At 60.9% G+C, this 26,022-nt stretch carries 22 protein-coding genes and 1 pseudogene; 15 read left to right on the top strand and 8 right to left on the bottom strand.

Features of this window, described 5'->3' with window-relative positions; genetic code table 11:
• Window positions 1–141: 141 nt before the first annotated feature.
• From ACIGDJ_RS12350 to gcvP, 4 genes are all read left to right on the top strand, one after another.
• On the top strand, window positions 142–1,758 hold the full coding sequence (locus ACIGDJ_RS12350; protein WP_101161492.1) for an iron ABC transporter permease: 1,617 nt from the start codon (window positions 142–144) through the stop codon (window positions 1,756–1,758).
• Between the two features lie 155 nt (window positions 1,759–1,913).
• Window positions 1,914–2,996 carry a glycine cleavage system aminomethyltransferase GcvT gene (gene gcvT, locus ACIGDJ_RS12345; protein ID WP_101161490.1) on the top strand — a complete coding sequence of 361 codons (1,083 nt, stop codon included), beginning with the start codon at window positions 1,914–1,916 and terminating at the stop codon, window positions 2,994–2,996.
• A gap of 48 nt (window positions 2,997–3,044) precedes the next feature.
• Entirely contained in the window at window positions 3,045–3,428 is a 384-nt protein-coding gene (gcvH, locus tag ACIGDJ_RS12340) for a glycine cleavage system protein GcvH (RefSeq protein ID WP_042607071.1), read from the top strand.
• 200 nt (window positions 3,429–3,628) lie between these two features.
• Entirely contained in the window at window positions 3,629–6,502 is a 2,874-nt protein-coding gene (gcvP, locus tag ACIGDJ_RS12335; protein WP_397479317.1) for an aminomethyl-transferring glycine dehydrogenase, read from the top strand.
• A gap of 140 nt (window positions 6,503–6,642) precedes the next feature.
• Here the strand turns inward: gcvP and ACIGDJ_RS12330 are convergent, their stop codons facing one another.
• From ACIGDJ_RS12330 to ACIGDJ_RS12320, 3 genes are all read right to left on the bottom strand, one after another.
• A complete protein-coding gene (locus ACIGDJ_RS12330) occupies window positions 6,643–6,963 on the bottom strand; it encodes a DUF2388 domain-containing protein (RefSeq protein ID WP_172667868.1) in 321 nt (106 codons plus the stop codon).
• A 64-nt stretch (window positions 6,964–7,027) separates the two neighbouring features.
• Window positions 7,028–8,812 (bottom strand): GspE/PulE family protein, encoded by a 1,785-nt coding sequence (locus tag ACIGDJ_RS12325; RefSeq protein ID WP_101161485.1) that lies wholly within the window; start codon window positions 8,810–8,812, stop codon window positions 7,028–7,030.
• Between the two features lie 92 nt (window positions 8,813–8,904).
• Window positions 8,905–9,243 (bottom strand): hypothetical protein, encoded by a 339-nt coding sequence (locus ACIGDJ_RS12320; RefSeq protein ID WP_101161482.1) that lies wholly within the window; start codon window positions 9,241–9,243, stop codon window positions 8,905–8,907.
• 125 nt (window positions 9,244–9,368) lie between these two features.
• Between ACIGDJ_RS12320 and ACIGDJ_RS12315 the strand changes: the two genes are divergently transcribed.
• Window positions 9,369–9,833, top strand: coding sequence for an Lrp/AsnC family transcriptional regulator (locus ACIGDJ_RS12315; RefSeq protein WP_024014730.1), 465 nt, complete (start codon window positions 9,369–9,371; stop codon window positions 9,831–9,833).
• A 93-nt stretch (window positions 9,834–9,926) separates the two neighbouring features.
• Here ACIGDJ_RS12315 and ACIGDJ_RS12310 read toward each other — a convergent pair whose 3' ends face one another.
• The gene (locus ACIGDJ_RS12310) at window positions 9,927–11,297 is read right to left on the bottom strand and encodes an inorganic triphosphatase (RefSeq protein ID WP_397479316.1); all 1,371 of its coding nucleotides are present in this window, start codon (window positions 11,295–11,297) and stop codon (window positions 9,927–9,929) included.
• A gap of 158 nt (window positions 11,298–11,455) precedes the next feature.
• On the opposite strand from ACIGDJ_RS12310, the gene argE reads away from it, so the two are divergent.
• Window positions 11,456–12,610, top strand: a complete 1,155-nt coding sequence (gene argE, locus ACIGDJ_RS12305) for an acetylornithine deacetylase (RefSeq protein WP_101161478.1) — start codon at window positions 11,456–11,458, stop codon at window positions 12,608–12,610.
• A gap of 267 nt (window positions 12,611–12,877) precedes the next feature.
• Complete coding sequence (gene argA / locus ACIGDJ_RS12300; protein WP_129997877.1) at window positions 12,878–14,179, top strand: amino-acid N-acetyltransferase; 1,302 nt, start codon at window positions 12,878–12,880, stop codon at window positions 14,177–14,179.
• A gap of 161 nt (window positions 14,180–14,340) precedes the next feature.
• Here argA and tauA read toward each other — a convergent pair whose 3' ends face one another.
• The gene (gene tauA / locus ACIGDJ_RS12295; protein ID WP_397479315.1) at window positions 14,341–15,327 is read right to left on the bottom strand and encodes a taurine ABC transporter substrate-binding protein; all 987 of its coding nucleotides are present in this window, start codon (window positions 15,325–15,327) and stop codon (window positions 14,341–14,343) included.
• Window positions 15,328–15,694: 367 nt separating this feature from the next.
• Between tauA and ACIGDJ_RS12290 the strand changes: the two genes are divergently transcribed.
• The 8 genes from ACIGDJ_RS12290 to ACIGDJ_RS12255 all read left to right on the top strand — a co-directional run bounded on the left by ACIGDJ_RS12290 (window position 15,695) and on the right by ACIGDJ_RS12255 (window position 22,992).
• A complete protein-coding gene (locus ACIGDJ_RS12290) occupies window positions 15,695–17,053 on the top strand; it encodes an OprD family porin (RefSeq protein ID WP_397479314.1) in 1,359 nt (452 codons plus the stop codon).
• Between the two features lie 295 nt (window positions 17,054–17,348).
• Window positions 17,349–17,987 (top strand): peroxiredoxin, encoded by a 639-nt coding sequence (locus tag ACIGDJ_RS12285; protein ID WP_024014725.1) that lies wholly within the window; start codon window positions 17,349–17,351, stop codon window positions 17,985–17,987.
• A 331-nt stretch (window positions 17,988–18,318) separates the two neighbouring features.
• The gene (gene ssuE, locus ACIGDJ_RS12280; RefSeq protein WP_101161471.1) at window positions 18,319–18,912 is read left to right on the top strand and encodes an NADPH-dependent FMN reductase; all 594 of its coding nucleotides are present in this window, start codon (window positions 18,319–18,321) and stop codon (window positions 18,910–18,912) included.
• An 89-nt stretch (window positions 18,913–19,001) separates the two neighbouring features.
• The gene (locus ACIGDJ_RS12275; protein ID WP_397479313.1) at window positions 19,002–19,976 is read left to right on the top strand and encodes a sulfonate ABC transporter substrate-binding protein; all 975 of its coding nucleotides are present in this window, start codon (window positions 19,002–19,004) and stop codon (window positions 19,974–19,976) included.
• A 25-nt stretch (window positions 19,977–20,001) separates the two neighbouring features.
• Window positions 20,002–21,150, top strand: coding sequence for an FMNH2-dependent alkanesulfonate monooxygenase (ssuD, locus tag ACIGDJ_RS12270; RefSeq protein ID WP_101161467.1), 1,149 nt, complete (start codon window positions 20,002–20,004; stop codon window positions 21,148–21,150).
• 9 nt (window positions 21,151–21,159) lie between these two features.
• Window positions 21,160–21,942 carry an aliphatic sulfonate ABC transporter permease SsuC gene (ssuC, locus tag ACIGDJ_RS12265; RefSeq protein ID WP_093097304.1) on the top strand — a complete coding sequence of 261 codons (783 nt, stop codon included), beginning with the start codon at window positions 21,160–21,162 and terminating at the stop codon, window positions 21,940–21,942.
• On the top strand, window positions 21,939–22,745 hold the full coding sequence (ssuB, locus tag ACIGDJ_RS12260) for an aliphatic sulfonates ABC transporter ATP-binding protein (RefSeq protein WP_397479312.1): 807 nt from the start codon (window positions 21,939–21,941) through the stop codon (window positions 22,743–22,745). The genes ssuC and ssuB overlap by 4 nt, the downstream gene beginning before the upstream one ends.
• A 31-nt stretch (window positions 22,746–22,776) precedes the next feature.
• Window positions 22,777–22,992, top strand: coding sequence for a molybdopterin-binding protein (locus ACIGDJ_RS12255; protein WP_003229256.1), 216 nt, complete (start codon window positions 22,777–22,779; stop codon window positions 22,990–22,992).
• Window positions 22,993–23,125: 133 nt separating this feature from the next.
• On the opposite strand, the gene ACIGDJ_RS12250 is transcribed toward ACIGDJ_RS12255, so the two are convergent.
• From ACIGDJ_RS12250 to ACIGDJ_RS12240, 3 genes and pseudogenes are all read right to left on the bottom strand, one after another.
• Window positions 23,126–23,752, bottom strand: coding sequence for a TetR/AcrR family transcriptional regulator (locus tag ACIGDJ_RS12250; RefSeq protein WP_101161463.1), 627 nt, complete (start codon window positions 23,750–23,752; stop codon window positions 23,126–23,128).
• Window positions 23,753–23,841: 89 nt separating this feature from the next.
• Window positions 23,842–24,594: a carbonic anhydrase family protein gene (locus ACIGDJ_RS12245; RefSeq protein ID WP_312999748.1), complete on the bottom strand. Its 753-nt coding sequence runs from the start codon at window positions 24,592–24,594 to the stop codon at window positions 23,842–23,844.
• 208 nt (window positions 24,595–24,802) lie between these two features.
• Window positions 24,803–26,020, bottom strand: a pseudogene (locus ACIGDJ_RS12240) (glutamine synthetase family protein); the annotation flags it as partial.
• Between the last annotated feature and the right edge of the window lie 2 nt (window positions 26,021–26,022).

The following is a 26,022-nucleotide window of genomic DNA, read 5'->3' as shown; positions in this document are numbered from 1 at the left end:
TTCTGCTGTTGTAAAGAGCAAAAGATCGCAGCCTTCGGCAGCTCCTACAGGGGGAACACGTTTCACATGTAGGGGCTGCCGAAGGCTGCGATCTTTTTGCTTTTCTCCCCACACTCCACGACCTATCCGCGAGATTCAAAAGTGGCCTACCCCGCCCAGCGCCGCTGGTACCCCATCGTCTTCGCCATCGCCGCTCTGGTGCTGTTACCGCTGAGTGTGCTGCTGTTGTCGTGGCAGACCATCGATCAGCAGATCTGGTCGCACCTGTGGCAAACCCAGATGCCGCGCCTGCTCGGCAATACCTTGACGTTGATCCTTGGCGTCGGTGTCGGCGTGACCCTGCTGGGCGTCAGCCTTGCCTGGCTGACCAGCCTCTGTGAATTCCCCGGTCGGCGCTGGCTCGACTGGGCGCTGATGCTGCCTTTCGCCATTCCGGCGTATGTATTGGCGTTCGTCTTCGTCGGCCTGCTCGATTTCGCCGGCCCCGTGCAAACCCTCCTGCGCGAATGGTTTGGCAGCGGCCTGCGCCTGCCGAGAGTGCGTTCCACCGGCGGGGTGATCGTGGTGCTGGTGCTGGTCTTTTATCCCTACGTTTATCTGCTGGCGCGCACCGCGTTTCTGGCTCAGGGCAAAGGTTTGATGGAAGCGGCGCGGGTGCTCGGGCAGTCGCCGTGGCAGGCGTTCTGGCGGGTTGCGTTGCCGATGGCGCGCCCGGCGATTGGCGCGGGTGTGGCGCTGGCGCTGATGGAAACCCTGGCCGATTTTGGCGCGGTGTCGGTGTTCAACTTCGATACCTTCACCACGGCGATCTACAAAACCTGGTACGGCTTCTTCAGCCTGCCCAGCGCGGCGCAACTGGCCAGTCTGTTGCTGTTGGTGGTGATGCTGGTGCTGTACGGCGAACGCCGGGCACGCGGGGCGAATCGGGCCAGCAATGAGCGGCCAAGGGTGAAAGCGCTGTATCACCTGCGCGGAATCAAGGCGTTCGCGGCGACGGCCTGGTGTGGATTGGTGTTCGCCTGCGCCTTCGTCATTCCGCTGCTGCAACTGATGGTGTGGTTCTGGCAGCGCGGGCGTTTCGATCTGGATGAACGCTACGCCGGGCTCATCCTGCACACGCTGTATCTGGGAGCGATGGCGGCACTGATCACCGTCAGCGTTGCGTTGTTGTTGGCCTTTGCCCGGCGTCTGGCGCCGACCCAGACGATCAGCTCCGGCGTCGGTCTGGCCAATCTCGGCTACGCCTTGCCCGGTTCGGTGCTGGCGGTGTCGATCATGCTTGCTTTCAGTTATCTGGATCGCGAGCTGGTGATTCCGCTTTCGTCATGGCTCGGCGGTGCCGGCAAACCGTTGCTGCTTGGCAGTCTCGCGGCGTTGCTGATGGCCTATCTGGTGCGATTCATTGCTGTCGCTTACGGGCCGCTGGAAAGCAGCCTGGCGCGTATACGGCCATCTTTGCCTGAAGCGGCGCGTAGCCTGGGTGTCAGTGGGCCGCGACTGTTTTTCAAAGTGTATCTGCCGTTGTTGCTGCCCGGCACGTTGAGCGCGGCGCTGCTGGTGTTCGTCGATGTGCTCAAGGAAATGCCCGCGACCCTGCTGATGCGCCCGTTTGGCTGGGACACGCTGGCGGTGCGCATCTTTGAAATGACCAGCGAAGGCGAGTGGGCGCGGGCATCGTTGCCGGCACTGACGCTGGTGTTGGTCGGTCTGTTGCCGGTTATCGGATTGATCAGGCGCTCCGCGCACCGAAACACTTAGTCGTCAGTCCTACATCATGCGGCTACAATGCGCGGCATTCGGTGCGGTTCGTCTGACAGACCCGTGCGCTGGAATCGGCTGAAAGCCTTATTTATCAAGGTTTCCAGCCGTATAGCGGCGGTCCGCACCCTCGCCACGCCCGGAAGGAGAAACCCATGGGACAGCGTACGCCTCTGTATGACCTGCACCTCGCGCTCGGCGCGAAGATGGTCGATTTTGGCGGTTGGGACATGCCACTGCATTACGGCTCGCAGGTCGAGGAGCACCACGAAGTGCGTCGCGATTGCGGGGTGTTCGATGTTTCCCATATGACCGTGATCGATGTCACCGGCGCCCAGGCCAAGACCTGGCTCCAGCATTTGCTGGCCAACGACGTCGAACGTCTGCACAGCCCCGGCCGGGCTTTGTACAGCACCATGCTCAACGAGCGTGGCGGCATCGTCGACGACATGATCGTCTATCGCCTCGACGACGCGTACCGGCTAGTGTTCAACGCCTCCACCCGCGATCAGGATCTGGCGTGGATGAACGCGCAGCTCGGCGCTTGCGAAGTGCAACTGCACGAGCGCTCCGAGCTGGCGATGCTCGCCATACAGGGGCCGCAAGCCCGGCACAAGATTGCCGAACTGGTGACCCAGTCCCGCGCCACGCTGATCCAGCAACTCAAACCTTTCGAAGGCGCCGTCGACGGCGACTGGTTCATCGCGCGTACCGGCTACACCGGCGAAGATGGCCTGGAAATCTGCCTGCCAGCGAATCAGGCCCCGGGTTTTTTCAACGATCTGGTGGGCGCCGGCATTTCGCCGATCGGCCTCGGCGCTCGCGACACCTTGCGGGTCGAGGCCGGGATGAACCTTTACGGTCAGGACATTCATCAGGACGTTTCGCCGCTGGCTTCGAACATGGCCTGGAGCATCGCCTGGGAACCGGCCTCGCGTCAGTTCATCGGCCGCGCGGCGCTGGAGGCGGAAAAAGCTGCCGGCGTGGCGCACAAACTGGTCGGTCTGGTGCTGGAAGAGCGCGGGGTTTTGCGCGCTCACCAGGTGGTTCGCATCGCCGATGTTGGCGAAGGGGAGATCACCAGTGGTAGTTTCTCTCCTACGCTGAGCAAATCGATTGCCCTGGCGCGTGTACCGATGGCAACCGCCGACCGCGCCGAAGTGGAAATCCGTGGCAAGTGGTACCCGGTGCGAGTGGTCAAACCGACCTTCGTGCGCCATGGCAAAACCTTGATCTAACCTTTTCTGGCGGGCATGACCGCTGACAATTTCTCGAGGACACCGAAGATGAGCGATATCCCTGCCGAACTGCGTTTTGCTGAAAGTCATGAATGGGCGCGTCTGGAAGCCGACGGCACTGTCACCGTGGGCATCAGCGATCACGCGCAGGAAGCGCTGGGCGACGTGGTATTCGTCGAACTGACCGAAGTCGGCAAGGTGTTCGCCGCCGGTGATCAATCCGGTGTGGTCGAGTCGGTGAAAGCCGCCTCCGACATCTATGCCCCGGTCAGCGGTGAAGTCATCGCGATCAACGAAGAGCTGAGCGGTTCGCCCGAGTTGCTGAACTCCGACCCGTACGGCGCATGGATCTTCAAGCTCAAGCCAAGCGACAAGGCCGAGCTGGACAAGCTGCTGGATGCGGCGGCTTACAAGGCGGCCATCGGCGAGTAACTTGCCGGCCAAACCCAAAGCCCCGATTCGTCGGGGTTTTTTTTCAGATTCAAAAGATCGCAGCCTTCGGCAGCTCCTACAGGGGAATGTATTCCAAAGGTAGGAGCTGCCGAAGGCTGCGATCTTTTGATCTTCGAGGGCACTGCTATGCTGGTTTGACCGTGTCGATTGACGCCAACCGTCAGCCAGGAGAGCCCGTCATGTCCCAGTTGTCGTCCCTGAGCCAGTTACGCGATAGCGAAGCCTTTCTGCGCCGTCACCTTGGCCCGGATGCTGCCGAGCAGCAGGCGATGCTCGACAGCCTCGGTCTTGGCAGTCGCGCCGAGCTGATCGAGCAGACCGTGCCGCCGGGCATCCGCTTGAATCGCGCACTGGATCTGCCGCCGGCCCTCGACGAACAAGCTGCGTTGATGAAACTGCGCGGGTATGCCGAGCAGAACCAACTGTTCACCAGCCTGATCGGCATGGGCTACCACGGCACCGTCACGCCAACCGTCATCTTGCGCAACGTGCTGGAAAACCCCGGCTGGTACACCGCGTACACTCCATACCAACCAGAAATCGCCCAAGGGCGGCTCGAAGCGCTGCTGAATTTTCAGCAACTGACCATCGACCTCACCGGTCTGGAACTGGCCAACGCCTCGTTGCTCGATGAGGCCACCGCAGCGGCCGAAGCCATGGCCCTGGCCAAGCGCGTGGCGAAGTCGAAAAGCAATCTGTTCTTTGTGGATGAAAACTGCCATCCGCAAACCCTCTCCGTGGTGCAGACCCGCGCCGAAGGTTTCGGCTTCGAGCTGATCGTCGACGCGGTGGATAACCTGGCGCAGCACGAGGTATTCGGCGCGCTGCTGCAATACCCCGACACCCACGGCGAGATCCGCAATCTCAAACCCCTGATCGATCATCTGCACGCGCAACAGGCACTGGCCTGCGTCGCCACCGACCTGCTCAGCTTGCTTTTGTTGACGCCGCCAGGTGAGCTGGGCGCCGATGTGGTGTTCGGTTCGTCCCAGCGTTTCGGTGTGCCGATGGGTTATGGCGGTCCGCACGCGGCGTTCTTCGCCAGCCGCGAAGAATACAAACGGGCAATTCCGGGGCGGATCATCGGCGTGTCGAAGGATGCTCGCGGCAACGTGGCGCTGCGCATGGCCCTGCAAACCCGTGAGCAACATATCCGCCGCGAGAAGGCCAATTCGAACATCTGCACGGCGCAGGTCCTGCTGGCCAATATCGCCAGTTGTTATGCGGTGTATCACGGCCCCGAGGGTTTGAAGCGTATTGCCCAGCGCGTGCATCGCCTGACATGCATCCTCGCAGCGGGCCTTGAGCGCAACGGCATCAAACGGCTCAACAGGCAGTTCTTCGACACGCTGACGCTGGACGTCGGCGGCGCACAAACCGCAATCATCGAAAGCGCTCAGGCAGCGCAGATCAACCTACGCATTCTTGGTCGAGGCCGCATCGGTCTGAGCCTGGACGAGAGCTGCGACGAACACACCGTGGCGAAACTGTTCGATGTGCTGCTCGGCGCCGATCACGGCTTGAGCGTCGACGCGCTGGATGCACAGCAAATTGGATCGGCAATTCCCGACGAACTGCAGCGCAGCACGCCGTACCTGCGCCATCCAGTCTTCAATGCGCACCACAGCGAAACCGAGATGCTGCGGTATCTCAAGCAACTGGAAAACAAGGATCTGGCGCTCAACCAATCGATGATTGCGCTCGGTTCCTGCACGATGAAACTCAACGCCACCAGCGAAATGATCCCGATCACCTGGCCGCAGTTCGCCAATCTGCATCCGTTCGTACCGAGAGAGCAGGCCGTCGGTTACACGCTGATGATCGAGGAGCTTGAGCGTTGGCTCTGTGCGATTACCGGTTTCGATGCGATCTGCATGCAGCCCAACTCTGGCGCTCAAGGTGAATACGCCGGGCTGCTGGCGATCCGTAAATATCACGAGAGCCGGAAGGAAGGCGCGCGGGATATCTGTCTGATTCCGTCGTCGGCCCACGGCACCAATCCAGCGTCGGCGCAGATGGCCGGGATGCGCGTGGTCATTGTCGAATGCGATGAGGCGGGCAATGTCGATCTGGATGATTTGAAATTGAAAGCCGCCGAGGCGGGGAACAAGTTGTCGTGCCTGATGGCGACCTATCCGTCGACCCACGGGGTTTACGAGGAAGGCATCAGCGACATTTGCGCAGTGGTTCACCAGCATGGCGGTCAGGTGTACATGGATGGCGCCAACCTCAATGCCCAGGTTGGCTTGGCCAGGCCGGCCGATATCGGTGCCGACGTGTCGCACATGAATCTGCACAAGACATTCTGCATTCCCCATGGCGGCGGCGGGCCGGGCATGGGCCCGATCGGGGTTCGCGCGCACCTGGCGCCGTTCGTCGCCAACCACCCGGTGGTGCCGATTGACGGGCCGCTGGCGCAGAACGGTGCAGTCAGCGCAGCGCCGTGGGGCAGTGCGAGCATTCTGCCGATCAGCTGGATGTACATCGCCATGATGGGGCCGCAACTGGCGGACGCCAGCGAGGTGGCGATTCTGGCGGCGAATTATCTGGCGCAGCATTTATCCGGCGCGTTCCCGGTGCTCTACACCGGGCGCAATGGCCGGGTGGCGCATGAATGCATTCTTGATCTGCGCCCACTGAAGGCGCAGACCGGCATCAGCGAGGAAGACATCGCCAAGCGGCTGATGGATTACGGCTTCCACGCGCCAACCATGTCCTTCCCCGTGCCGGGCACCTTGATGGTCGAGCCGACCGAGAGCGAATCCAAGGCAGAGCTCGACCGCTTCATCGCGGCGATGCTGAGCATTCGCGCCGAGATCAATGAAGTGCATAAGGGCAACTGGCCGGCCGAAGACAACCCGCTCAAACACGCGCCGCATACCTTGGTCGATGTCACTGGAATCTGGGAGCGCCCTTACAGCATCGAACAGGCCATAACCCCGGATGCGCACACCCGGGCGCACAAGTATTGGCCGGCGGTGAATCGGGTGGATAACGTTTACGGCGATCGCAATCTGTTTTGCGCGTGTGTGCCGGTCGATGATTACCGCTGAAGATCAAAAGATCGCAGCCTTCGGCAGCTCCTACAGTAGGAATGCATTCCAAAGGTAGGAGCTGCCGAAGGCTGCGATCTTTTGATTCTGGCGCAAAAAAAATGCCGCTCGATCGAGCGGCATTTTCATACGCGAAAGGCTTATTCGGACGCCACCGCGTTCTTCGCCAGAATCGCGTTCGCCAGTTCCATGTCCGAAGCCTGCAGGCCCGGATTGTCGGCGCGGACTTTCTGCATGGCTGCTTCCAGGTACGGGCCACGGATGCCGCCGTCACTGGCGACGAAGCTGCCGGCGTCGTCCTGAGCGGCGACGATCAGCTTGTGATCCTTGAAAGTCAGGTAGGTCGAACCGGTCGTGGCACCGGAGGAGATGACGTTACGCCAAAAGCTGTCCGCCATGGCCGAACCAACGGGAAGCGACAGCAGGGCCAAGGTGGCGACAGCAAGTTTGAGACGCATGATGAGGTGACTCCTGGGATTGACTACGGCGTTGGATAGCCGATCCCCGATCCAGTTCCGTGCCGACTTATTTCAACTCACTTTGCGGTGTCACCCGCAGCACTTCCTCCACCGTGGTCAGCCCCGCCGCGACTTTCTGCGCACCGGACAGGCGCAGGCTGCGCATGCCCTCCTTGAAGGCCTGGCGCCTGATCGCGGTGAGGTCGGTGTCCGGAGTGATCAGCGCCTTCAGGCTGTCGCTCAGTTGCATGATTTCGTAGACCCCGGCGCGGCCGCGATAGCCGGTGTCGCGACATTCCAGGCAGCCGATCGCCCGTTGCGCATTGCTCGGCAGCGGCGCTTGCCAGGGCCGGGTCAGGGTTTGCCAGTCTTCATCCTCGAGCGTCAGCGGCGTCTTGCAGTGTGGGCACAAAGTACGCACCAGACGCTGGGCCATGACCCCGAGCACGGTCGCCTTGATCAGGTAATGCGGCACGCCGAGTTCGAGCAAACGGCTGATCGCGCTTGGCGCGTCGTTGGTGTGCAGGGTCGACAAGACCAAGTGCCCGGTGAGCGCGGCCTGAATCGCCATTTCGGCGGTTTCCAGATCACGGATCTCGCCGATCATGATGATGTCCGGGTCCTGGCGCATCAGCGCGCGCACTCCGGCGGCGAAGGTCAGTTCGATGTTGTGCTGCACCTGCATCTGGTTGAAGGCCGGCTCGACCATTTCGATCGGGTCTTCGATGGTGCAGAGGTTGACCTCCGGCGTCGCCAGTTTTTTCAGGGTGGTGTACAGGGTCGTGGTCTTGCCCGAACCGGTCGGCCCGGTGACCAGAATGATGCCGTTGGGCTGACGGGTCATGTCCTGCCAGCGGCGCAGGTCGTCGGCGCTGAAACCCAACTGGTCGAAATTCTTCAGCAGCACTTCGGGGTCGAAAATCCGCATGACCATTTTTTCGCCGAACGCTGTCGGCAAAGTCGACAGACGCAACTCCACTTCGCCACCGTCCGGCGTCTTGGTCTTGACCCGGCCGTCCTGGGGTTTGCGCTTTTCCGCGACGTTCATGCGGCCGAGGCTTTTCAGGCGGCTGACGATCGCCATGGTCACCTGCGGCGGAAATTGGTAGACGTTGTGCAGCACGCCGTCGATGCGAAAACGCACGGTGCCGTGCTCGCGGCGCGGTTCGATGTGGATATCACTGGCGCGTTGCTGGAAGGCGTACTGGAACAGCCAGTCGACGATGTTGACGATATGAGCGTCATTGGCGTCCGGCTCCTGATCGCTGGCACCGAGGTTGAGCAGTTGTTCGAAGTTGCCGAGGTTGCCGCTCTGCGCGTCGGCATTGCTGGCGCCGCTGACGGATTTGGCCAGCCGGAAAAATTCGACACTGAACCGTTGGATGTCCACGGGATTGGCCACGACCCGTTTGATCGGCAGCTTCAATACGTGGGTCAGATCGGCTTCCCATCCGCTGACGTAGGGCTGAGCGCTGGCCACGGTCACGGCATCGCGGTCCACCGCGACGGCGAGAATTTTGTGGCGCTGGGCGAAGGCGTAGGACATCAGCGGCGTGATCGCCGCGACGTTGATTTTCAGCGGATCGATGCGCAAGTACGGCTGGCCGGCCTGCTGCGCCAGCCACAGGGTCAGGCTTTCAAGATCCAGATGTTTGCCCGGACGGCTGAGGTCGTCGAGTTGCTGGCTGGCGATGAATTCCAGCGGATGCATCTGCCCGTGAGCAGCATGGCGACGGCGGGCATTGAGCGCCTGTTCCGCCGCGTCCTGGCAGATGAAGCCTTGGGCGACCAGTTCACGCAAGACATCGTTAAGGTCCAGCCAGCGGTCCTGAGTGGCAAATTGAACGGACATGCGGCGTTCCTTTTTGAGCGACATGCGCAAAAGGATAGTCGTGGCCCCGCTGACCGTTGGGCCACTACCCGACGAAGCCGTTGCCGGATTTGTCAGCCGGCAGCCTGGGCGGGCGCTTGCCACGCCGCGTCGGCGTTGTGCAGATCCACCGAGCAGACGCTGATCAGGTTACGCAGTTTTTCCCCGATCACTTGCGCGCGATGCCAGCTCAGGCCGCCCATGAGCAGATCGATCGACAGCAGATCGTCCTGGCGCTGGACCTTGACCTGCTCCGGGGTCAGAAACTGCAAGGCGAACAGATTCAGCACGCGCACCAGCAGATCCGGCTCGGCCTCGGCAAGAATTCGGTACTGCGCCAGGCAGTGGGCGTTGTTGACGTTCCAGACATCGGCGCGGGTGGCGGGGCTGTTTACGGCTTCAAGGTGCGGCATGGTGAATCTCCAGATCAGTGGAGAAATTTTTACATTCGGTGCGGGGTATTTCTTGGCTATGATCGGCGCGTTAGTGCACTTATCGACAAAAGTGATTCGTTGAAACTGATATATGAGGATTTTTTATGCACAGCGAGCTGGATGCCTACGACCGCAAGATCCTTGCCTTGCTGCAGGAAGACGCTTCGCTGTCGAGCGCGCAGATCGCCGAGCAGGTGGGCCTGTCGCAATCGCCGTGCTGGCGGCGGATTCAGCGGATGAAGGAGGAGGGCATCATCCGTGGTCAGGTGACCTTGCTGGATCGCAAAAAGATCGGCCTGAATACGCAGATTTTTGCCGAGATCAAACTCAACGCGCACGGCCGCTCGAACTTCACCGAGTTCACCGAGGCGATTCGCGGCTTTCCGGAAGTGCTGGAGTGTTATGTGCTGATGGGGGCGGTGGACTTCATGTTGCGCATTGTTGCGGCGGACATTGAGGCGTACGAGCGGTTCTTTTTCGAGAAGCTGTCGCTGGTGCCGGGGATACAGGAAGTGAATTCGATCGTGGCACTGTCGGAGATCAAATCCACTACCAGCCTGCCGGTGTAGCCAAAAGCAAATGATCGCAGCCTTCGGCAGCTCCTACCTTTGGAATGCTATTCCCCTGTAGGAGCTGCCGAAGGCTGCGATCTTTTAGCGGTGTTACATGCGCAGGAGGATTTTCCAGGCGCGGTTCTGGTACACCGCAATCGCCTGATGCTTGCGCGCATCGAGCAGTTCGTCGGTGATGGTCGGCTCGTTGGCCAGTTGCGCCAGTTTGTTCAGTTCACCGTACAGGCGATCCATTTCCGGTATGTCCAGCACGTTGCGCGCGTGGTGCAGCCAGACCTGAATGCGCTCGATCCGCGGCAGTTGCTCGGCGAGATCTTCCGGCTGTTGCTGATAGCGCTGCAACTGCAGAGCGGTGGCTTCTTCGCCCAACAGACGCGGCAACCAGCTGTGCAATTGCGCATCACCCTGACGATTGCCGCGAGTATTGCGCTCGGCGGTCCAGGTGCGGGCCAACAGCCAGCGCGAAGCGTTCAGCGAGAACTGGCCCCAGCGCGGGTCTTCCAGTTCTTCGAGGAATTGTTCCGGCGCGGCTTTGCGCACGTCTTCGTCTTCAATGCCGACCTGGACCAGCGGACGCCAGTCTTCCAGCAAGGCATCGAGGGCCACGCGCAAATCGTGGGTCGACTGACGCGGTGCGGCCTGGCCGAGGCTGCTGAGCAGCGCGCGCATTTCCGCGAGGCTCTCGACCCAGTCCTGCAGCAGGCGCCAGTGGCCGTTGAAGCGATACTGCTCGGCCAGACGCTGGCTGCTGCCGAGCAAATGCCAGCTCAGTGCGGCGAAGGCGTCGTCGAGGCGGGTTTCGGTGCTCAGCTGCGGCGCCGGCAAGCTCAGCGAGTAACTGTTGGCGTCGTGCAGGCGATAACCGCGCTCAGCCTTGCTGATATCGCACGGCATCAAAGCCAGGGTTTCGGCCAGTTCGGCAGCCAGCTCCAGTAGCGCGGCAGGTTCGCCTTCGCGCAGTTCCAGTTCCAGCTCGCAGATTTCTTCCTTCTGCTTGCCGACCACCACGTGACCGAGGTCCAGCGCGGCTTCGATGACCACTTTGGTCTTGCCACGGCCCCAGGCGATTTCGGCGCGCTCGCGGACGAAATCGGTGGTGAAGATCGGTTTGAGGGTTTTCTTGTCCAGCTCGGCCAGCGCCTCGGGCCAGCATTCGCCGTCGAGCTTCTTCACGTCGAGCTTGGCTTTCGGCAGTTTCCAGTCGTACTCGTTACGCTCGGACAGACCGGCGACGCTCTGGCCACGGGTCTTGAGGGTCTGAATCACTTCGTCACCATCCTTGCGCAGGCGCAGGGCGACTTTGGCCCGGGCCAGGTCGCGCTCGGGGGTGTCGAAATACTGGTTCATCAACTCACGGCGTTCCCAGCCACTTTTGTTGCGTTTCTTCAGCAGCGGGTGCTCACGCAGCGCGGCGAGGGTTTCGCGGCTGACGCGGAGTTTGATTTCGGTTTCTTTCTGCATGGCCGGAAAATCCAGGATATCGGGAGCGCAGCCGGGGGAATGTGTGGCTGCCAAGGCCGTGCAGTGTACAGGAGTCAAACTTCCTACGCCCTGCGGCGGTTTATTCCGCGCGCCGGATGGTTCTATAGTGGGCCTCAATCCGGGACCTGGAGTCAGTGATGCCATTGCCATCCATGCAAGACCAGTTCGCCGCGCTGATTGCAGCGCCATCGGTCAGCTGTACCCAACCGAGCCTGGATCAATCCAACCGCGCCGTCATCGATCTGCTGGCGGGTTGGCTGGGTGACCTGGGTTTCAACTGCGACATCCAGCAGGTCAGCCCCGGCAAATTCAATCTGCTCGCCAGTTTCGGCAGTGGCCCCGGCGGCCTGGTGCTGGCCGGGCACAGCGACACGGTCCCGTACGACGACGCGTTGTGGCAGACCGACCCGCTGAAACTCACTGAAGTCGATGGCCGCTGGGTCGGGCTGGGCAGCTGCGACATGAAGGGCTTTTTTGCGCTGATCATTGAAGCCGTGCAACCGCTGCTTGAGCAACCGTTCAGGCAGCCGCTGCTGATCCTCGCCACCTGCGACGAAGAGAGCTCGATGTCCGGCGCCCGCGCGCTGGCCGAGGCCGGGCAACCGCTGGGCCGCGCGGCGGTGATCGGCGAGCCGACCGGCCTCAAGCCGATCCGCATGCACAAAGGCATCATGATGGAGCGCATCGATATCCTCGGGCGGAGCGGCCACTCTTCAGATCCGCGCCTGGGCCACAGCGCCCTTGAAGCGATGCACGATGCCATCGGCGAACTGCGTGGTCTGCGCCTGTTGTGGCAACGCGAATTCAGCAATCCACAATTCAGCGTGCCGCAACCGACGATGAACTTCGGCTGCATCCATGGCGGCGACAACCCCAATCGCATCTGCGGCCAGTGTTCGCTGGAGTTTGACCTGCGGCCGCTGCCGGGCATGGACCCCAACGTGCTTCGTGCGGAAATCCTGCGCAAGCTCAACCCGGTCGCCGAGCGGCATAAAGTGAAGATCGATTACCAACCGCTGTTTCCGGAAGTGCCGCCGTTCGAGCAGGCCGAAGACGCCGAACTGGTGCGCGTCGCCGAAAAGCTCACCGGCCATCGCGCCGAAGCAGTAGCGTTCGGCACCGAAGCGCCTTATCTTCAGCGCCTCGGCTGCGAAACCATCGTGCTCGGCCCCGGCGACATTGCCTGCGCGCATCAACCGGGCGAGTACCTTGAAATGTCACGTTTGCAGCCTACCGTGCATCTGATTCGGCAGTTGATTGAACATTACTGCCTGAGCCCGGACAAACCCTGATATCCCCTGTGGGAGCGGGCTTGCTCGCGAAAGCGGTGTTTCAGACACTTTGCTGGCGACTGACAGGACGCCTTCGCGAGCAAGCCCGCTCCCACCAGGAGATCTGTGTTTTATCTGACCGAACCCGGTAAATTGCCTGCACCCCAACCCGTATTCATGAGGAGAGCGCGCGTGTCGCCAAGCCTGTTCCGACGATAACCATCAGCCCGCTGTGCGTTTTTCGTTTCGCCCCTTTTTTCGGCTGCTCTTTATTACAGGCCCAGGTTCATGCCCGAATACGTCAATTGGCTCCGCCACGCGTCTCCCTACATCAATGCTCACCGCGACTGCACCTTCGTCGTCATGCTTCCCGGCGACGGCGTCGAGCATCCGAACTTCGGCAATATCGTCCACGACCTGGTCTTGCTGCACAGCCTCGGCGTGCGTCTGGTGCTGGTGCACGGTTCGCGCCCGCAGATCGAAACCCGCCTCGCCGCCCGTGGCCTGACCCCGCATTACCATCACGGCATGCGCATCACCGATGCCGCGACGCTCGAATGTGTGATCGATGCGGTCGGCCAGTTGCGCATAGCCATCGAAGCGCGGCTGTCCATGGACATGGCCTCGTCACCGATGCAGGGCTCACGTCTGCGCGTGGCCAGTGGCAACCTCGTCACCGCGCGGCCGATCGGCGTCCTCGAAGGCGTCGACTATCACCACACCGGCGAAGTGCGTCGGGTCGATCGCAAGGGCATCAATCGCCTGCTCGATGAGCGTTCGATCGTGCTGCTGTCGCCGCTGGGCTACTCGCCAACCGGCGAGATCTTCAACCTTGCCTGCGAAGACGTCGCCACCCGCGCCGCGATTGATCTGGGCGCGGACAAGCTACTGTTGTTCGGCGCCGAGCTTGGCCTGATCGACGAGAACGGCAAACTGGTGCGCGAACTGCGCCCACAACAGGTGCCGGCGCATTTGCAGCGTCTGGGCATGAGCAATTATCAAGCGGAGTTGCTCGACGCGGCTGCCGAAGCCTGCCGTGGCGGCGTGGCGCGTAGCCATATCGTCAGTTACGCCGAAGACGGCGCCCTGTTGACCGAGCTGTTCACCCGTGACGGTGGCGGTACGCTGGTCGCACAGGAGCAATTCGAACGGGTGCGCGAGGCGGCGATCGAAGACGTCGGCGGGTTGCTCGATCTGATCAGTCCGCTGGAAGAGCAGGGCATTCTGGTGCGCCGCTCGCGCGAAGTGCTGGAGCGCGAGATCGAACAGTTCAGCGTGGTCGAGCGCGAAGGCATGATCATCGCCTGTGCGGCGCTGTATCAGATTGCCGACTCCGATGCCGGCGAACTGGCGTGCCTGGCGGTGAACCCGGAGTATCGCCATGGCGGCCGTGGCGACGAATTGCTCGAGCGCATCGAAACCCGAGCGCGGGCGCAGGGTCTGAAGACCCTGTTCGTCCTCACCACACGGACCGCGCACTGGTTCCGCGAGCGCGGGTTCGAGCCGAGCAGCGTTGAACGCCTGCCGGCGGCACGGGCGTCGTTGTACAACTATCAGCGTAATTCGAAGATTTTCGAGAAGACGCTGTAATCGCGTCACGCCATCGATCGTTCCCACGCTCTGCGTGGGAATGCCTCAACGGACGCTCCGCGTTCGGCTTTTGATGGGACGCGGGCGTCCCGGGCTGCATCCCCACGCAGAGCGTGGGAACGATCAATGCACCTGTGGGAGCGAGCCTGCTCGCGAAGCTTTTATTGCGTTACGAATTTCGCGCTGACATACGGCGAATAATCCGGCAGCACAGTCTCGACCTTGCCCTGTTCCTTCAAAAATTTCGCGGTTTCGGCGATTGCCTTCGCGGTGCCGCCGTCCAGCAGCGCGGTGGTCTGCTGCGCCTGAGCATCCGGAAATGTGGAGCCGGCCAGCAGTTCCGGCACATCCGCCGCGTTGGCACCGGTCAATTTGGCGATTTTCTGTACTGGCACCGAGTCGGCCGTCCAGCTGTCTTTGTGCGCCGCGTAATCAGCGAACGAGTCCAGGGTGACCTTGGCAAATTTCGCCACAACCTCGGGATGCTTCTCGGCAAAGTCCTTGCGCGCCACCCAAACCTCAAAGGTCGGCGCGCCCCACTGGCCGACCTGGGCGGCGTCGGTCAGGGTCTTGCCGGTCTTGCGAATCTCGCCCAGCGCCGGCGACCAGACAAACGCCCCGTCAATGTCGCCCCGCTTCCACGCGGCGGCGATTTCCGCCGGTTGCAAGTTGACCACTTTGACTTGCGAAGTAGTCAGGCCCCAGTGCTTCAGCGCTCCGAGCAGACTGTAATGAGAGGTCGACACGAACGGCGTGGCGATGGTTTTGCCGACCAGATCCTGCGGCTTGTCGATGCCGCTGCCATTGCGCACCACCAAGGCTTCGGCGGCATTGATCTGCGCCGAAACAATAAACGCCACGATCGGCAGATTGCGCGAGGCCGCTGCAGCCAATGGGCTCGAGCCGAGGTTGCCGATCTGTACGTCGCCGGAAGCAATGGCGGTGACGACTTCCGGGCCGCTGTTGAAGCGCCGCCAGTCGATCTTCTTGCCAATGGTTTTTTCGTAGACGCCATCGGCCTGCGGCACTTTGCTCGGGTCGATGCCGGTTTGATAGCCCACGGTCAGACCGGCGGCCTGTGCGGAAAAAGAAAACAGCGCCGATACACAAACTGTAACAAATTGACTTGATAGTGCGCGTTTCGCCATGATGCGTCGCCTTTTCGAGGGGATTTGACGTGTTGGGAGCACGCCAAAGCTAATCGATCTAAAAAAAGGTCAACAAATACCATTTAGGAATGAGCTTAGGCGCCGATACGCTGTTTCCCAGCGCGGATGGCCATTAATGGGCCATATACCCGAATGGTATGAAAAAGGATGAATAAATTCTTTTTGGGATTATCAGGAAATCTTTACGCTGCAGGGACCCAGTCACCTGCGATTAGACGATGGTCGTAGACACACAAGGTTACGATTGACTTGGCAGTCACGGTCTGGCGCTAATCGCGCATCTTAGGATTCAGGGCAAATCGACCCCGAACCAGGAACACAAGAATTAGAACGAGAGGAGCGATACATGAACAAGTCCACCTTGGCCCTGGCTGTGGCCGTTGGGGTTATGGCGCAGCAGGCAGGCGCCGCCGGTTTCATCGAAGACAGCAAGGCTACTCTGGGGCTGCGTAACTTCTACATCAACACCGACAACCGTAACGGCACTGCCGAACCAAGTCGCAACGAAGAGTGGGGCCAAGGCTTCGACCTGCGCTTCATCTCGGGCTATACCCAAGGCACCGTCGGCTTCGGTATCGATGCCATCGGCCTGTTGGGCGTACGTCTGGATTCGGGCGGCGGCACCAACGGCAACGTTAACGGTGATGGCACCGCTGGCAGTGCCTACGGCGGCACTGTTTTCCCAAGCGAATCCAACGGTCAGGCGGTTGATAACTTCTCCAGCCTGGGTCTGACGGCCAAAGCCAAGATTTCCCAGACCGAACTGAAGCTGGGTACCTTGCAGCCGAAGAACCCGGTCATCGTCACCAACGACGGTCGTCTGCTGCCGCAAACCTGGCAGGGTGGCCAGATCACTTCCGGCGAGATCAAGGACCTGACGCTGGTCGGTGGCCAGATCGAGCACGTGAAAGGTCGTAACTCCAGCAACAATGAACAGCTGTCGATCGGTGGCGCAACTGCGCGTACCACAAACAGCAACAAGTTCATCTACGCGGGTGGTGACTACAAAATCACCAAAGACCTGACAGCCCAGTACTACTACGGCAATCTGGAAAACTTCTACAAGCAACACTTCCTGGGTCTGGTGCATAACTGGTCGATTGGCCCAGGTGTGTTGAAGTCCGACTTCCGTTACTTCAATAGCTCCGATGACGGCCGCAATGGCAACGATTCGGACTACTTCAGCAACGGTGCGTACGGCAACAGTACGCTGGGTAACGGCAAAGGCAAGGTCGACAACAACCTGTACAGCGGCTTGTTCCTGTACACCGTTGCCGGTCACACCTTTGGTGGCGGCTATCAGGTGAGCAACGGCAGCAGCGACTTCCCTTGGCTGAACCAGGGTGACGGTTCGTCGAACTACACGATCACCGACATGCAGATCCAGAAGTTCGCCCGCGCCGGCGAGCGCACCTGGCAAGCACGCTACTCCTATGACTTCGCCAAAGTTGGCGTGCCAGGCCTGACCGCCGGCATGGTTTACCTGCGCGGTGACAACGTAGATACCTACGCTCGTCGCGTCCAGACTTCCAATGGCGCTTCCGAGTGGGAACGCGATCTGACCGTAGCGTACGTTGTTCCAGAAGGCCCGTTGAAAAACGTCGGCTTCATGTGGAAAAACGCTTCGTGGCGCACCGACATCGCCGGTCAACGCGACCAGGACGAAAACCGCCTGATCCTCAGCTACTCGATCCCGCTGCTGTAACAGCTCGACCAAGTTACTGAAGCAAAAAAAAAGCCCCGTCCGGCATCGCGCCGGACGGGGCTTTTGCGTTTCGAGTCAGGCTCACCCCCGTAAGCCCTTCCCGATTTCCCTCTTTGCTGCAACTCAAGGCCTTCTCGAACCTTGCGTGAGATGTTCGTCGCGATACCGGTCGGTGTCCAATGAACAGATGTTTAATATTCTTTAATGTTCTAGATATCTAGTTATTTATTCTTTTTAACGCTGATCAATCACGAGCTACAGTTGTTGTCTCCCATCCCTCATCAGGAGCAGCACCATGAGCCTCAGACTCGGCGACATCGCCCCCGATTTCGAACAGGACTCCAGCGCCGGCAAGATTCGTTTCCACGAATGGCTGGGCGATAGCTGGGGTGTGCTGTTTTCCCATCCGGCGGATTTCACTCCGGTGTGCACCACCGAGCTGGGTTTCACCGCCAAGCTCAAGGATGAATTCAGCCAGCGTGGTGTCAAGGCCATCGCGCTGTCGGTCGACCCGGTCGACTCGCACCACAAGTGGATCGAGGACATCAACGAGACCCAGAACACCATTGTCAATTTCCCGATCCTGGCCGATGCCGATCGCAAGGTCTCCGATCTCTACGACCTGATCCACCCGAACGCCAACGACACGCTGACCGTGCGTTCACTGTTCGTGATTGATCCGAACAAGAAGATCCGCTTGACCATTACTTACCCGGCGAGCACCGGGCGCAACTTTCACGAGATCCTGCGGGTGATCGACTCGCTGCAACTCACCGACAACTACAAAGTCGCCACGCCGGCCAACTGGCAGGACGGTGAAGAAGTGGTAATCGTGCCGTCGCTCAAGGATGAGGACGAGATCAAACAGCGCTTCCCGAAAGGCTACCGCGCGGTGAAGCCGTACCTGCGCCTGACGCCGCAGCCGAACAAATGAATCAGTGAGATATTGGCCGTAGCTACCGGCGCTTTCGCGAGCAAGCCCGCTCCCACAGGGAGAACGCATTCCAAATGTGGGAGCGGGCTTGCCCCCGAAGGCGTCAGCGCAGGCAACCCGCAATTGAGCTTTAAGAGCCACGATGCAGGGGAATTTCGGCCGTCTCGACGGCCTTTTTTTTCGCCTGAATTCGGCTAAAAGGTATATCTCTTAAACGCATAACTAAATGAATAAATATGATTTATGGATATATAAATCAACTGGTAAGGTCACTGCCATTGAAGCGAGATCGCAGCCTGCGAATCGCCTGTAACGCTTAAAGGAATCTGCAATGCTGGTCGTCTCACTCGGTGGCAGCCCCAGCCTGCGCTCCCGTTCCGGAGTGCTGCTGGAGCGTTCGCAACGCTGGTTGCAGCAGCAAGGGGTGGAAGTGGTGAGTTATCAGGTACGGGATTTCCCGGCCGAGGATCTGCTCCACGCCCGCTTCGACAGCCCGAAGGTCCTCGACCTGCTGCAACAGATCGAAAACGCCGATGGCCTGCTGATCGCCACGCCGGTGTACAAGGCCTCGTTTTCCGGAGCGCTGAAGACCCTGCTGGATCTGCTGCCGGAACGTGCGCTGAGCCACAAGATTGTCTTGCCGATGGCCACCGGCGGCAGTATCGCCCACATGCTGGTGGTCGATTACGCGCTCAAGCCTGTGCTGTCGGCACTCAAAGCCCAGGAAATGCTGCAGGGTATTTTCGCCGAGGACAGCCAGATCGCTTACGGCGAAGGCAGTGCCGCCGCGCAACTGGCTCCAGCGCTGGAGCAGCGTCTGCATGAAGCGCTGGAGCAGTTTGTCGGCGCCATGGCGCGCCGGCCGAAACCGCTGGAGCCGGGCTTGTTGAACGAACGTTTGTTGAGTGCCCGCTGGAGCATTTGAGTCTCACCGCAATTTGAAGTACTGGCCTTACTCGCCCGCCAACGGGCAAGCAGGTGCAGCCACAACCCAACAGCAAAAAGGAGAGCGCCATGCGCCCTGTATTTTTGCGTCGTGGTCTGGTCGCTCTGTTTGCTGCGGCTGTGTCCATTGGCGCCATTACTCAAGCTCAAGCCGAGACCTTGCGGATCGGTTATCAGAAGTACGGCACGCTGGTGCTGCTCAAGGCCAAAGGCACGCTGGAAAAACGGCTGGCCGCCCAAGGCGTCGACGTGCAATGGACTGAATTCCCCGGCGGCCCGCAACTGCTCGAAGGTCTCAATGTCGGTTCGATCGACTTTGGCGTGACCGGCGAAACCCCGCCTGTGTTCGCCCAGGCCGCTGGCGCCGATCTGCTCTACGTGGCTTACGAACCGCCAGCGCCGCACAGCGAAGCGATCCTTGTGCCAAAAGACTCCCCGATCAAATCGGTGGCCGATCTCAAAGGCAAGAAAGTCGCGCTGAACAAAGGCTCCAACGTTCACTACTTGCTGGTGCGCGCACTGGAAGACGCCGGCCTCAAGTACAGCGACATTCAGACTGTGTTCCTGCCGCCGGCCGATGCCCGCGCCGCGTTCGAGCGTGGCAGCGTCGACGCCTGGGTCATCTGGGATCCGTACCAGGCGGCCGCCGAGAAGCAACTGCAAGCGCACACCCTGCGTGACGGCAAAGGCATCGTCGACAACCACCAGTTCTATCTCGCTACCAAACCTTACGCGCAGAAAAATCCCGAGGTGATCAAGACGCTCGTCGAAGAAGTGCGCGCGGTCGGCGAATGGTCGAAAGCCAATCCTGAGGACGTGACCCAACAGGTCGCGCCACTGCTCGGTCTGCCGGCAGACATCACCCTGACCTCGGTGAAACGCCAAGGCTACGGCGCGCTGTTCCTTACCCCGGACGTGGTCGCCGCACAACAGAAAATCGCCGACACGTTCTTCCAGCTCAAGCTGATTCCCAAGCCGCTGAGTATCAAGGACGTGATCTGGACCCCGCCGGCCACTGTGGCCCAAAGCTCCCAAGCGCAGTAATTCGAATCCACAAGGAGACCACTCCATGAGCCTCAACATTTTCTGGTTCCTGCCTACCCATGGCGACGGCCATTACCTTGGCACCGCCGAAGGCGCCCGCGCGGTCGACCACGGTTACCTGCAACAGGTTGCGCAAGCGGCGGATCGCCTCGGTTTTGGCGGTGTGCTGATTCCTACCGGGCGCTCCTGCGAAGACTCGTGGCTGGTGGCGGCCTCGCTGATTGCGGTGACCCAGCGTCTGAAATTTCTCGTTGCCCTGCGCCCCGGGATTATTTCCCCGACGGTTGCGGCCCGGCAGGCTGCGACGCTGGATCGTTTGTCCGGCGGGCGTGCGCTGTTCAATCTGGTAACCGGCGGCGACCCGGAAGAATTGGCGGGCGACGGTCTGTTCCTCAACCACGAAGAACGCTATCAGGCCTCGGTAGAATTCACCCGTATCTGGCGTCGCGTGCTGGAAGGCGAAACCGTTGATTACGACGGCGAGCACATCAGCGTCAAAGGCGCCAAGCTGCTCTATCCGCCGATCCAGCAACCGCGTCCGCCGCTGTATTTCGGCGGCTCATCGGAAGCGGCGCAGGATCTGGCCGCCGAGCAAGTGGAGATGGTCTTGACCTGGGGCGAGCCGCCAGCGGCCGTTGCCGAAAAAATTGCACAAGTCCGGGCCAAAGCCGCCAAGCTCGGACGCACCGTGCGCTTCGGTATTCGTCTGCATGTGATCGTCCGTGAAACCAGCGCCGAAGCCTGGCAAGCGGCGGACCGGCTGATTTCGCATCTGGACGACGACACCATCCAACGTGCGCAGGCCTCGCTGGCGCGCTTCGATTCGGTCGGCCAGCAACGCATGGCCGCGCTGCACGGCGGCAGCCGCGACAACCTCGAAGTCAGCCCGAACCTCTGGGCCGGCGTCGGTCTGGTACGTGGCGGCGCCGGTACGGCACTGGTCGGCGATGGCCCGACTGTGGCAGCGCGAGTCAAGGAATACGCTGATCTGGGCATCGATACGTTCATCTTCTCCGGTTATCCACACCTCGAAGAGTCGTATCGTGTGGCCGAGCTGCTGTTCCCGCACCTGGACGTCGAGCGCCCGGAACTGCCGAAAAGCGCCGGTTATGTCAGCCCGTTCGGCGAGATGGTTGCCAACGACATCCTGCCCAAAGCCGCGTCGCAGAGCTGAGGCGCGGCCATGAAGAAATTAATCCACAGCCTCGCGCCCTGGGCGCTGCCGGTGTTGCTGCTGGCGGTGTGGCAGTTGTCGGTGTCGGCGGGCTGGTTGTCGACGCGGATCCTGCCGGCACCGGTGGCAGTAATCGAAGCCGGCGTCAGTCTGGTGCGCAGCGGCGAGATCTGGACGCACCTGGCGATCAGCGGCTGGCGCGCGGCACTTGGTTTCACCATCGGCGGCAGCATTGGCCTGGTGCTGGGTTTCATCACCGGCCTGTCGAAGTGGGGCGAACGCCTGCTCGACAGCTCGGTGCAGATGATTCGCAACGTGCCGCATCTGGCGCTGATTCCGCTGGTGATTCTGTGGTTCGGCATTGATGAGTCGGCGAAGATTTTCCTCGTGGCGCTGGGCACGTTGTTCCCGATCTACCTCAACACTTACCACGGCATCCGCAACGTCGATCCAGCGCTGGTGGAGATGGCGCGCAGTTATGGCTTGAGCGGTTTCAGTCTGTTCCGGCAGGTGATTCTGCCGGGTGCGCTGCCTTCGATTCTGGTCGGTGTGCGTTTCGCGTTGGGCTTCATGTGGTTGACGCTGATCGTCGCTGAAACGATCTCGGCCAGCTCCGGTATCGGCTATCTGGCGATGAATGCCCGTGAGTTTTTGCAGACCGATGTGGTGGTACTGGCGATTCTGCTTTACGCGGTGCTGGGCAAACTCGCCGACCTCGCCGCCCGAGGGCTTGAACGTGTGTGGTTGCGCTGGCACCCGGCCTATCAGGTCGCCAAGGGAGGTGCGGCATGACCGCTCAACAACCTCCACGGCTGCTGCGCGGGATTCCGCTGGCGGTGCGCAACCTGCAGAAAACCTTCGGCGCGCGGCAGGTGCTGCGGGACATCGATTTGCATATTCCGGCGGGGCAGTTCGTCGCCGTGGTCGGGCGCAGCGGTTGTGGCAAGAGCACGTTCTTGCGCTTGCTGGCCGGTCTCGATCAACCAACTGGCGGCGACCTGCTCGCCGGCTCCGCGCCGCTCAGCCAGGCGCGTGACGATACGCGTCTGATGTTCCAGGAAGCGCGGCTGCTGCCGTGGAAAAGGATCATCGACAACGTCGGCCTCGGCCTCAAGGGTAACTGGCGCCAGCAAGCGCTGGATGCATTGGAAGCGGTGGGCCTGGCGGATCGCGCTCATGAATGGCCGGCGGCATTGTCCGGTGGCCAGAAGCAGCGCGTCGCGCTGGCCCGGGCGCTGATCCATCAACCGCGACTGCTGCTGCTCGACGAACCGCTCGGCGCGCTGGATGCACTGACCCGGATCGAGATGCAGCAACTGATCGAACGGCTCTGGCAGCAACACGGTTTTACCGTGCTGCTGGTGACCCACGATGTCAGTGAAGCGGTGGCGATTGCCGATCGGGTGATCCTGATCGAGGACGGCGAAGTCGGCCTCGACCTGCACGTCGAACTGCCGCGCCCACGCGCGCGCGGCTCGCATCGCCTGGCCGCACTGGAAACCGAAGTGCTCAACCGTGTTCTGTCCCTGCCCGGCGAACCGCCGACGCCGGAACCCGTTTCACCCCTGCCTGCGCAATTGCGTTGGGCGCAATAACTCAGTTTTATCAACGACAGGAATCAATGCCATGACTATCAAAGCCATCAACGTGCGCAACCAGTTCAAAGGCTCGATCAAGGAAATCGTCCTCGGCGACGTGCTGTCGGAAATCGACGTGCAGACCGCTTCGGGTATCGTCACTTCGGTGATCACCACTCGCTCGGTGAAAGAGCTGGAGCTGGTGGTGGGCAGTGAGGTGATTGCTTTCGTGAAATCCACCGAGGTGTCGATCGCCAAGTTGTAAGTCGGTGAGCAAAAAACAACCCCGAGGGTGTGAGCCCTGCGGGGTTTTTTTTGAAGATCAAAAGATCGCAGCCTTCGGCAGCTCCTACAGGGGGACGCATTCCAAGGTAGGAGCTGCCGAAGGCTGCGATCTATTAGCGTTTAGGTAGATAGGGCGGTAGATACAGGCCGATGTAGGCATCAAACACCCGCATCCCTTCCTCAGCCATGCGCGGGGTGATCTGGCCGTGCTGCTGCACCGAGCGGGCATAAACCCGGTCGCCCAGTTCCATCGCCAGGGCAAACACATCGACATCGTCCGGCAGCCTCGGCAGCTCGAAATGCTGGTCGAACAATTTGTGCATCAAATCGCCCAGCTCCAGGTCGTGCTGACGGTCGGCCTGGGTCACTTCGGTCAGGCCGTGTTGCGCCAGGATCAATTGCCGCGCAGCCGCGTCTTCGTCGTAGATTTCAAGCATGCGCTGTTCGACCAGTCGCGACAGATCTCGCCAGTCATGCAGGGCATCGTGATCGATCGGCGCTTGCAGGCAGGCGCGAAATGCCGCATGCACATCGGCGGTCAGCGCTTCGAGCAGCGCTGGGACGCTGGCGAAAAAGTGATACACGGAGGAGGGCGGAATCTGCGCGCGTTCGGCGACGCTGTAGATCGACAGGCTCGCCACGCCCTCGGCCGCCAGCAGCGTGCGCGCGGCGTCGAGTATCGAATCGATCCGGGCCTGGCTGCGAGCGCGGGGTTTGCGTGGGGTGACGAGTCGGCTCATTGAAATCTCCAGCGGGGGCAGCGGGCATTGTACGAGGCGACTTGCACCTTGTCTGCACGGGCCCATTGCCCCGGCTGGCCGTCTGCGACCTAGCCGCCGACCTCCACGCTACGGCCATTCAAGGGTTGCACCGGACGAGCGTTCATCGGGTACAGCGCCTGGAAAGCCTGCAGTTGTGCGGGAGACAGCGTCACCGCTGTGGAAAGGACATGCCAGCGAACACCTTCAGCACACGGTGGTGTCGTCAGGGAGCCAGCGTAGGCGTAGTAATGGCGGGTGGCAGGCAAAAGATCGGTAACGTTCAGCGTTTGCAGATTCATCACACCGCCCGCCTCCTTGGGCATGGCTTCCAAAATCAAATCCAGTGCCGGGTTGTGCGCCCCCTCTTCAAACAGCACTGCGACGACGGCCAGTTCGCCTGCAGCGCTACGGTGAACCAGATGCGCGCTCATTGGATAGGAGCGGCCCTGGATCTGTTCTTCGCTTGGCGTATGAAGGTGCAGCTGCACGAAGGAATAATCGCCGGACGCGAGGGTGAGACTGCCCGCATCCACGGGCGCCACCTGAATGGTATTACCGTTGTTCGAGACGACAGCTGCGCTCGGCTGATACGTGAAGACAAGGGGGGCAAGTCGAGTGTCGACTGCATCGCGGATGTCGATTGGCGATTGCGTCAGGCCGGACGAGCAAAGCGCATAGTCACTCTTCAGTTCGCTCCATTGTTCCGGCCCGGTGGGGGCGGCGTAACTCCATGTGGCGGCTTGCCCTGTGGTTGCCCCTGCGGTCGTGCATACACTGGTGATCAACAATGTAATGGCGGCGCTCATTAGCTGCTTTTTCATGAGGGTTACTCTCGGCACTGTGGAAAGAAAACCGGTCAGATCCCGGGGTTCTTGAGTGTGAGAGGGCGGCAGGGATTGCTCTGTAGGGTGACTTCGACGGACCCTGTAGGGCCATTCCGAGATTGCTGGTTGATCGGTAAGCATCAATTGCGGGCAAAAAAAACGCCGCAGGCTTTAAGGCCGGCGGCGTTGTTGTTACTGCAACCGCTTACACGGTATGCAAGTACCAGTTGTACTCAAGGTCGGAGATGGAGTGTTCGAATTCTTCCAGCTCGCTCTCCTTGCAGGCGACGAAGATATCGATGTACTTCGGATCGATGTACTTGGCCATCACCTCGCTGTCGTCCAGCTCGCGCAGGGCATCGCGCAAGTTGTTCGGCAGGCTTTGCTCGTTCTGCTCGTAGCTGTTGCCTTCGACAGGTGCGCCCGGCTCGATCTTGTTGACCAGACCGTGATGCACGCCGGCCAGCACCGAAGCCATCAGCAGGTACGGGTTGGCATCGGCGCCCGCCACGCGGTGTTCGATACGCACGGCATCGGCGGAGCCGGTCGGTACCCGAATCGCCACGGTGCGGTTGTCCAGGCCCCAGCACGGCGAGTTCGGTACGTAGAACTGCGCGCCGAAACGACGGTACGAGTTGACGTTCGGGCAGAGGAACGCCATCTGCGCGGGCAGGGTCTCGAGCACACCGCCGATCGCGTGACGCAGCGCGGCGTTCTGCTCGGGATCCTCGCTGGCAAAAATGTTCTTGCCGGCCTTGTCCAGAATCGAAATGTGCACGTGCAGACCATTGCCCGCCTGGCCCGGATACGGCTTGGCCATGAAGGTGGTGTCCATTTCATGGTCGTAGGCGATGTTCTTGATCAGACGCTTGAGCAGGACCGCGTAGTCGCACGCCTTGATCGGGTCGGCGACATGGTGCAGGTTCACTTCGAACTGCGCCGGGGCACTTTCCTTGACGATCGCATCGGCCGGAATGCCTTGCTCTTTGGCACCTTCCAGAATGTCCTGGAGGCAGTCGACGTATTCGTCAAGGTCGTCGATCAGGTAGACCTGGGTCGAATGCGGGCGTTTGCCGGAGATCGGCGAGCGTGGCGGCTGTGGACGGCCGTTCACGTTTTCCTGGTCGATCAGGTAGAACTCGAGTTCGAATGCGGCGCAGATGGTCAGGCCCAGTTCGTCGAACTTGGTCACCACCTGGCGCAGCACTTCACGGGGATCGGCGAAGAACGGATCGCCTTCGAGTTCGTGCATGGTCATCAGCAGTTGCGCGGTCGGGCGCTTCTGCCATGGCTCGTTGCACAGGGTGTCGGGGATTGGATAGCAGATACGATCGGCGTCGCCGATGTCCAGGCCCAGGCCGGTGCTTTCCACCGTGGAGCCATTGATATCCAGAGCAAATAGAGAGGCCGGCAGGTTGATGCCTT

Origin of the sequence: Pseudomonas sp. NPDC079367, assembly GCF_044542195.1 — a bacterium.
In the GTDB taxonomy this organism is placed as follows: Bacteria; Pseudomonadota; Gammaproteobacteria; order Pseudomonadales; family Pseudomonadaceae; genus Aquipseudomonas.
The sequence above is the reverse complement of the archived record's forward strand: the minus strand, read 5'-3'. Positions and strand labels throughout refer to the sequence as shown.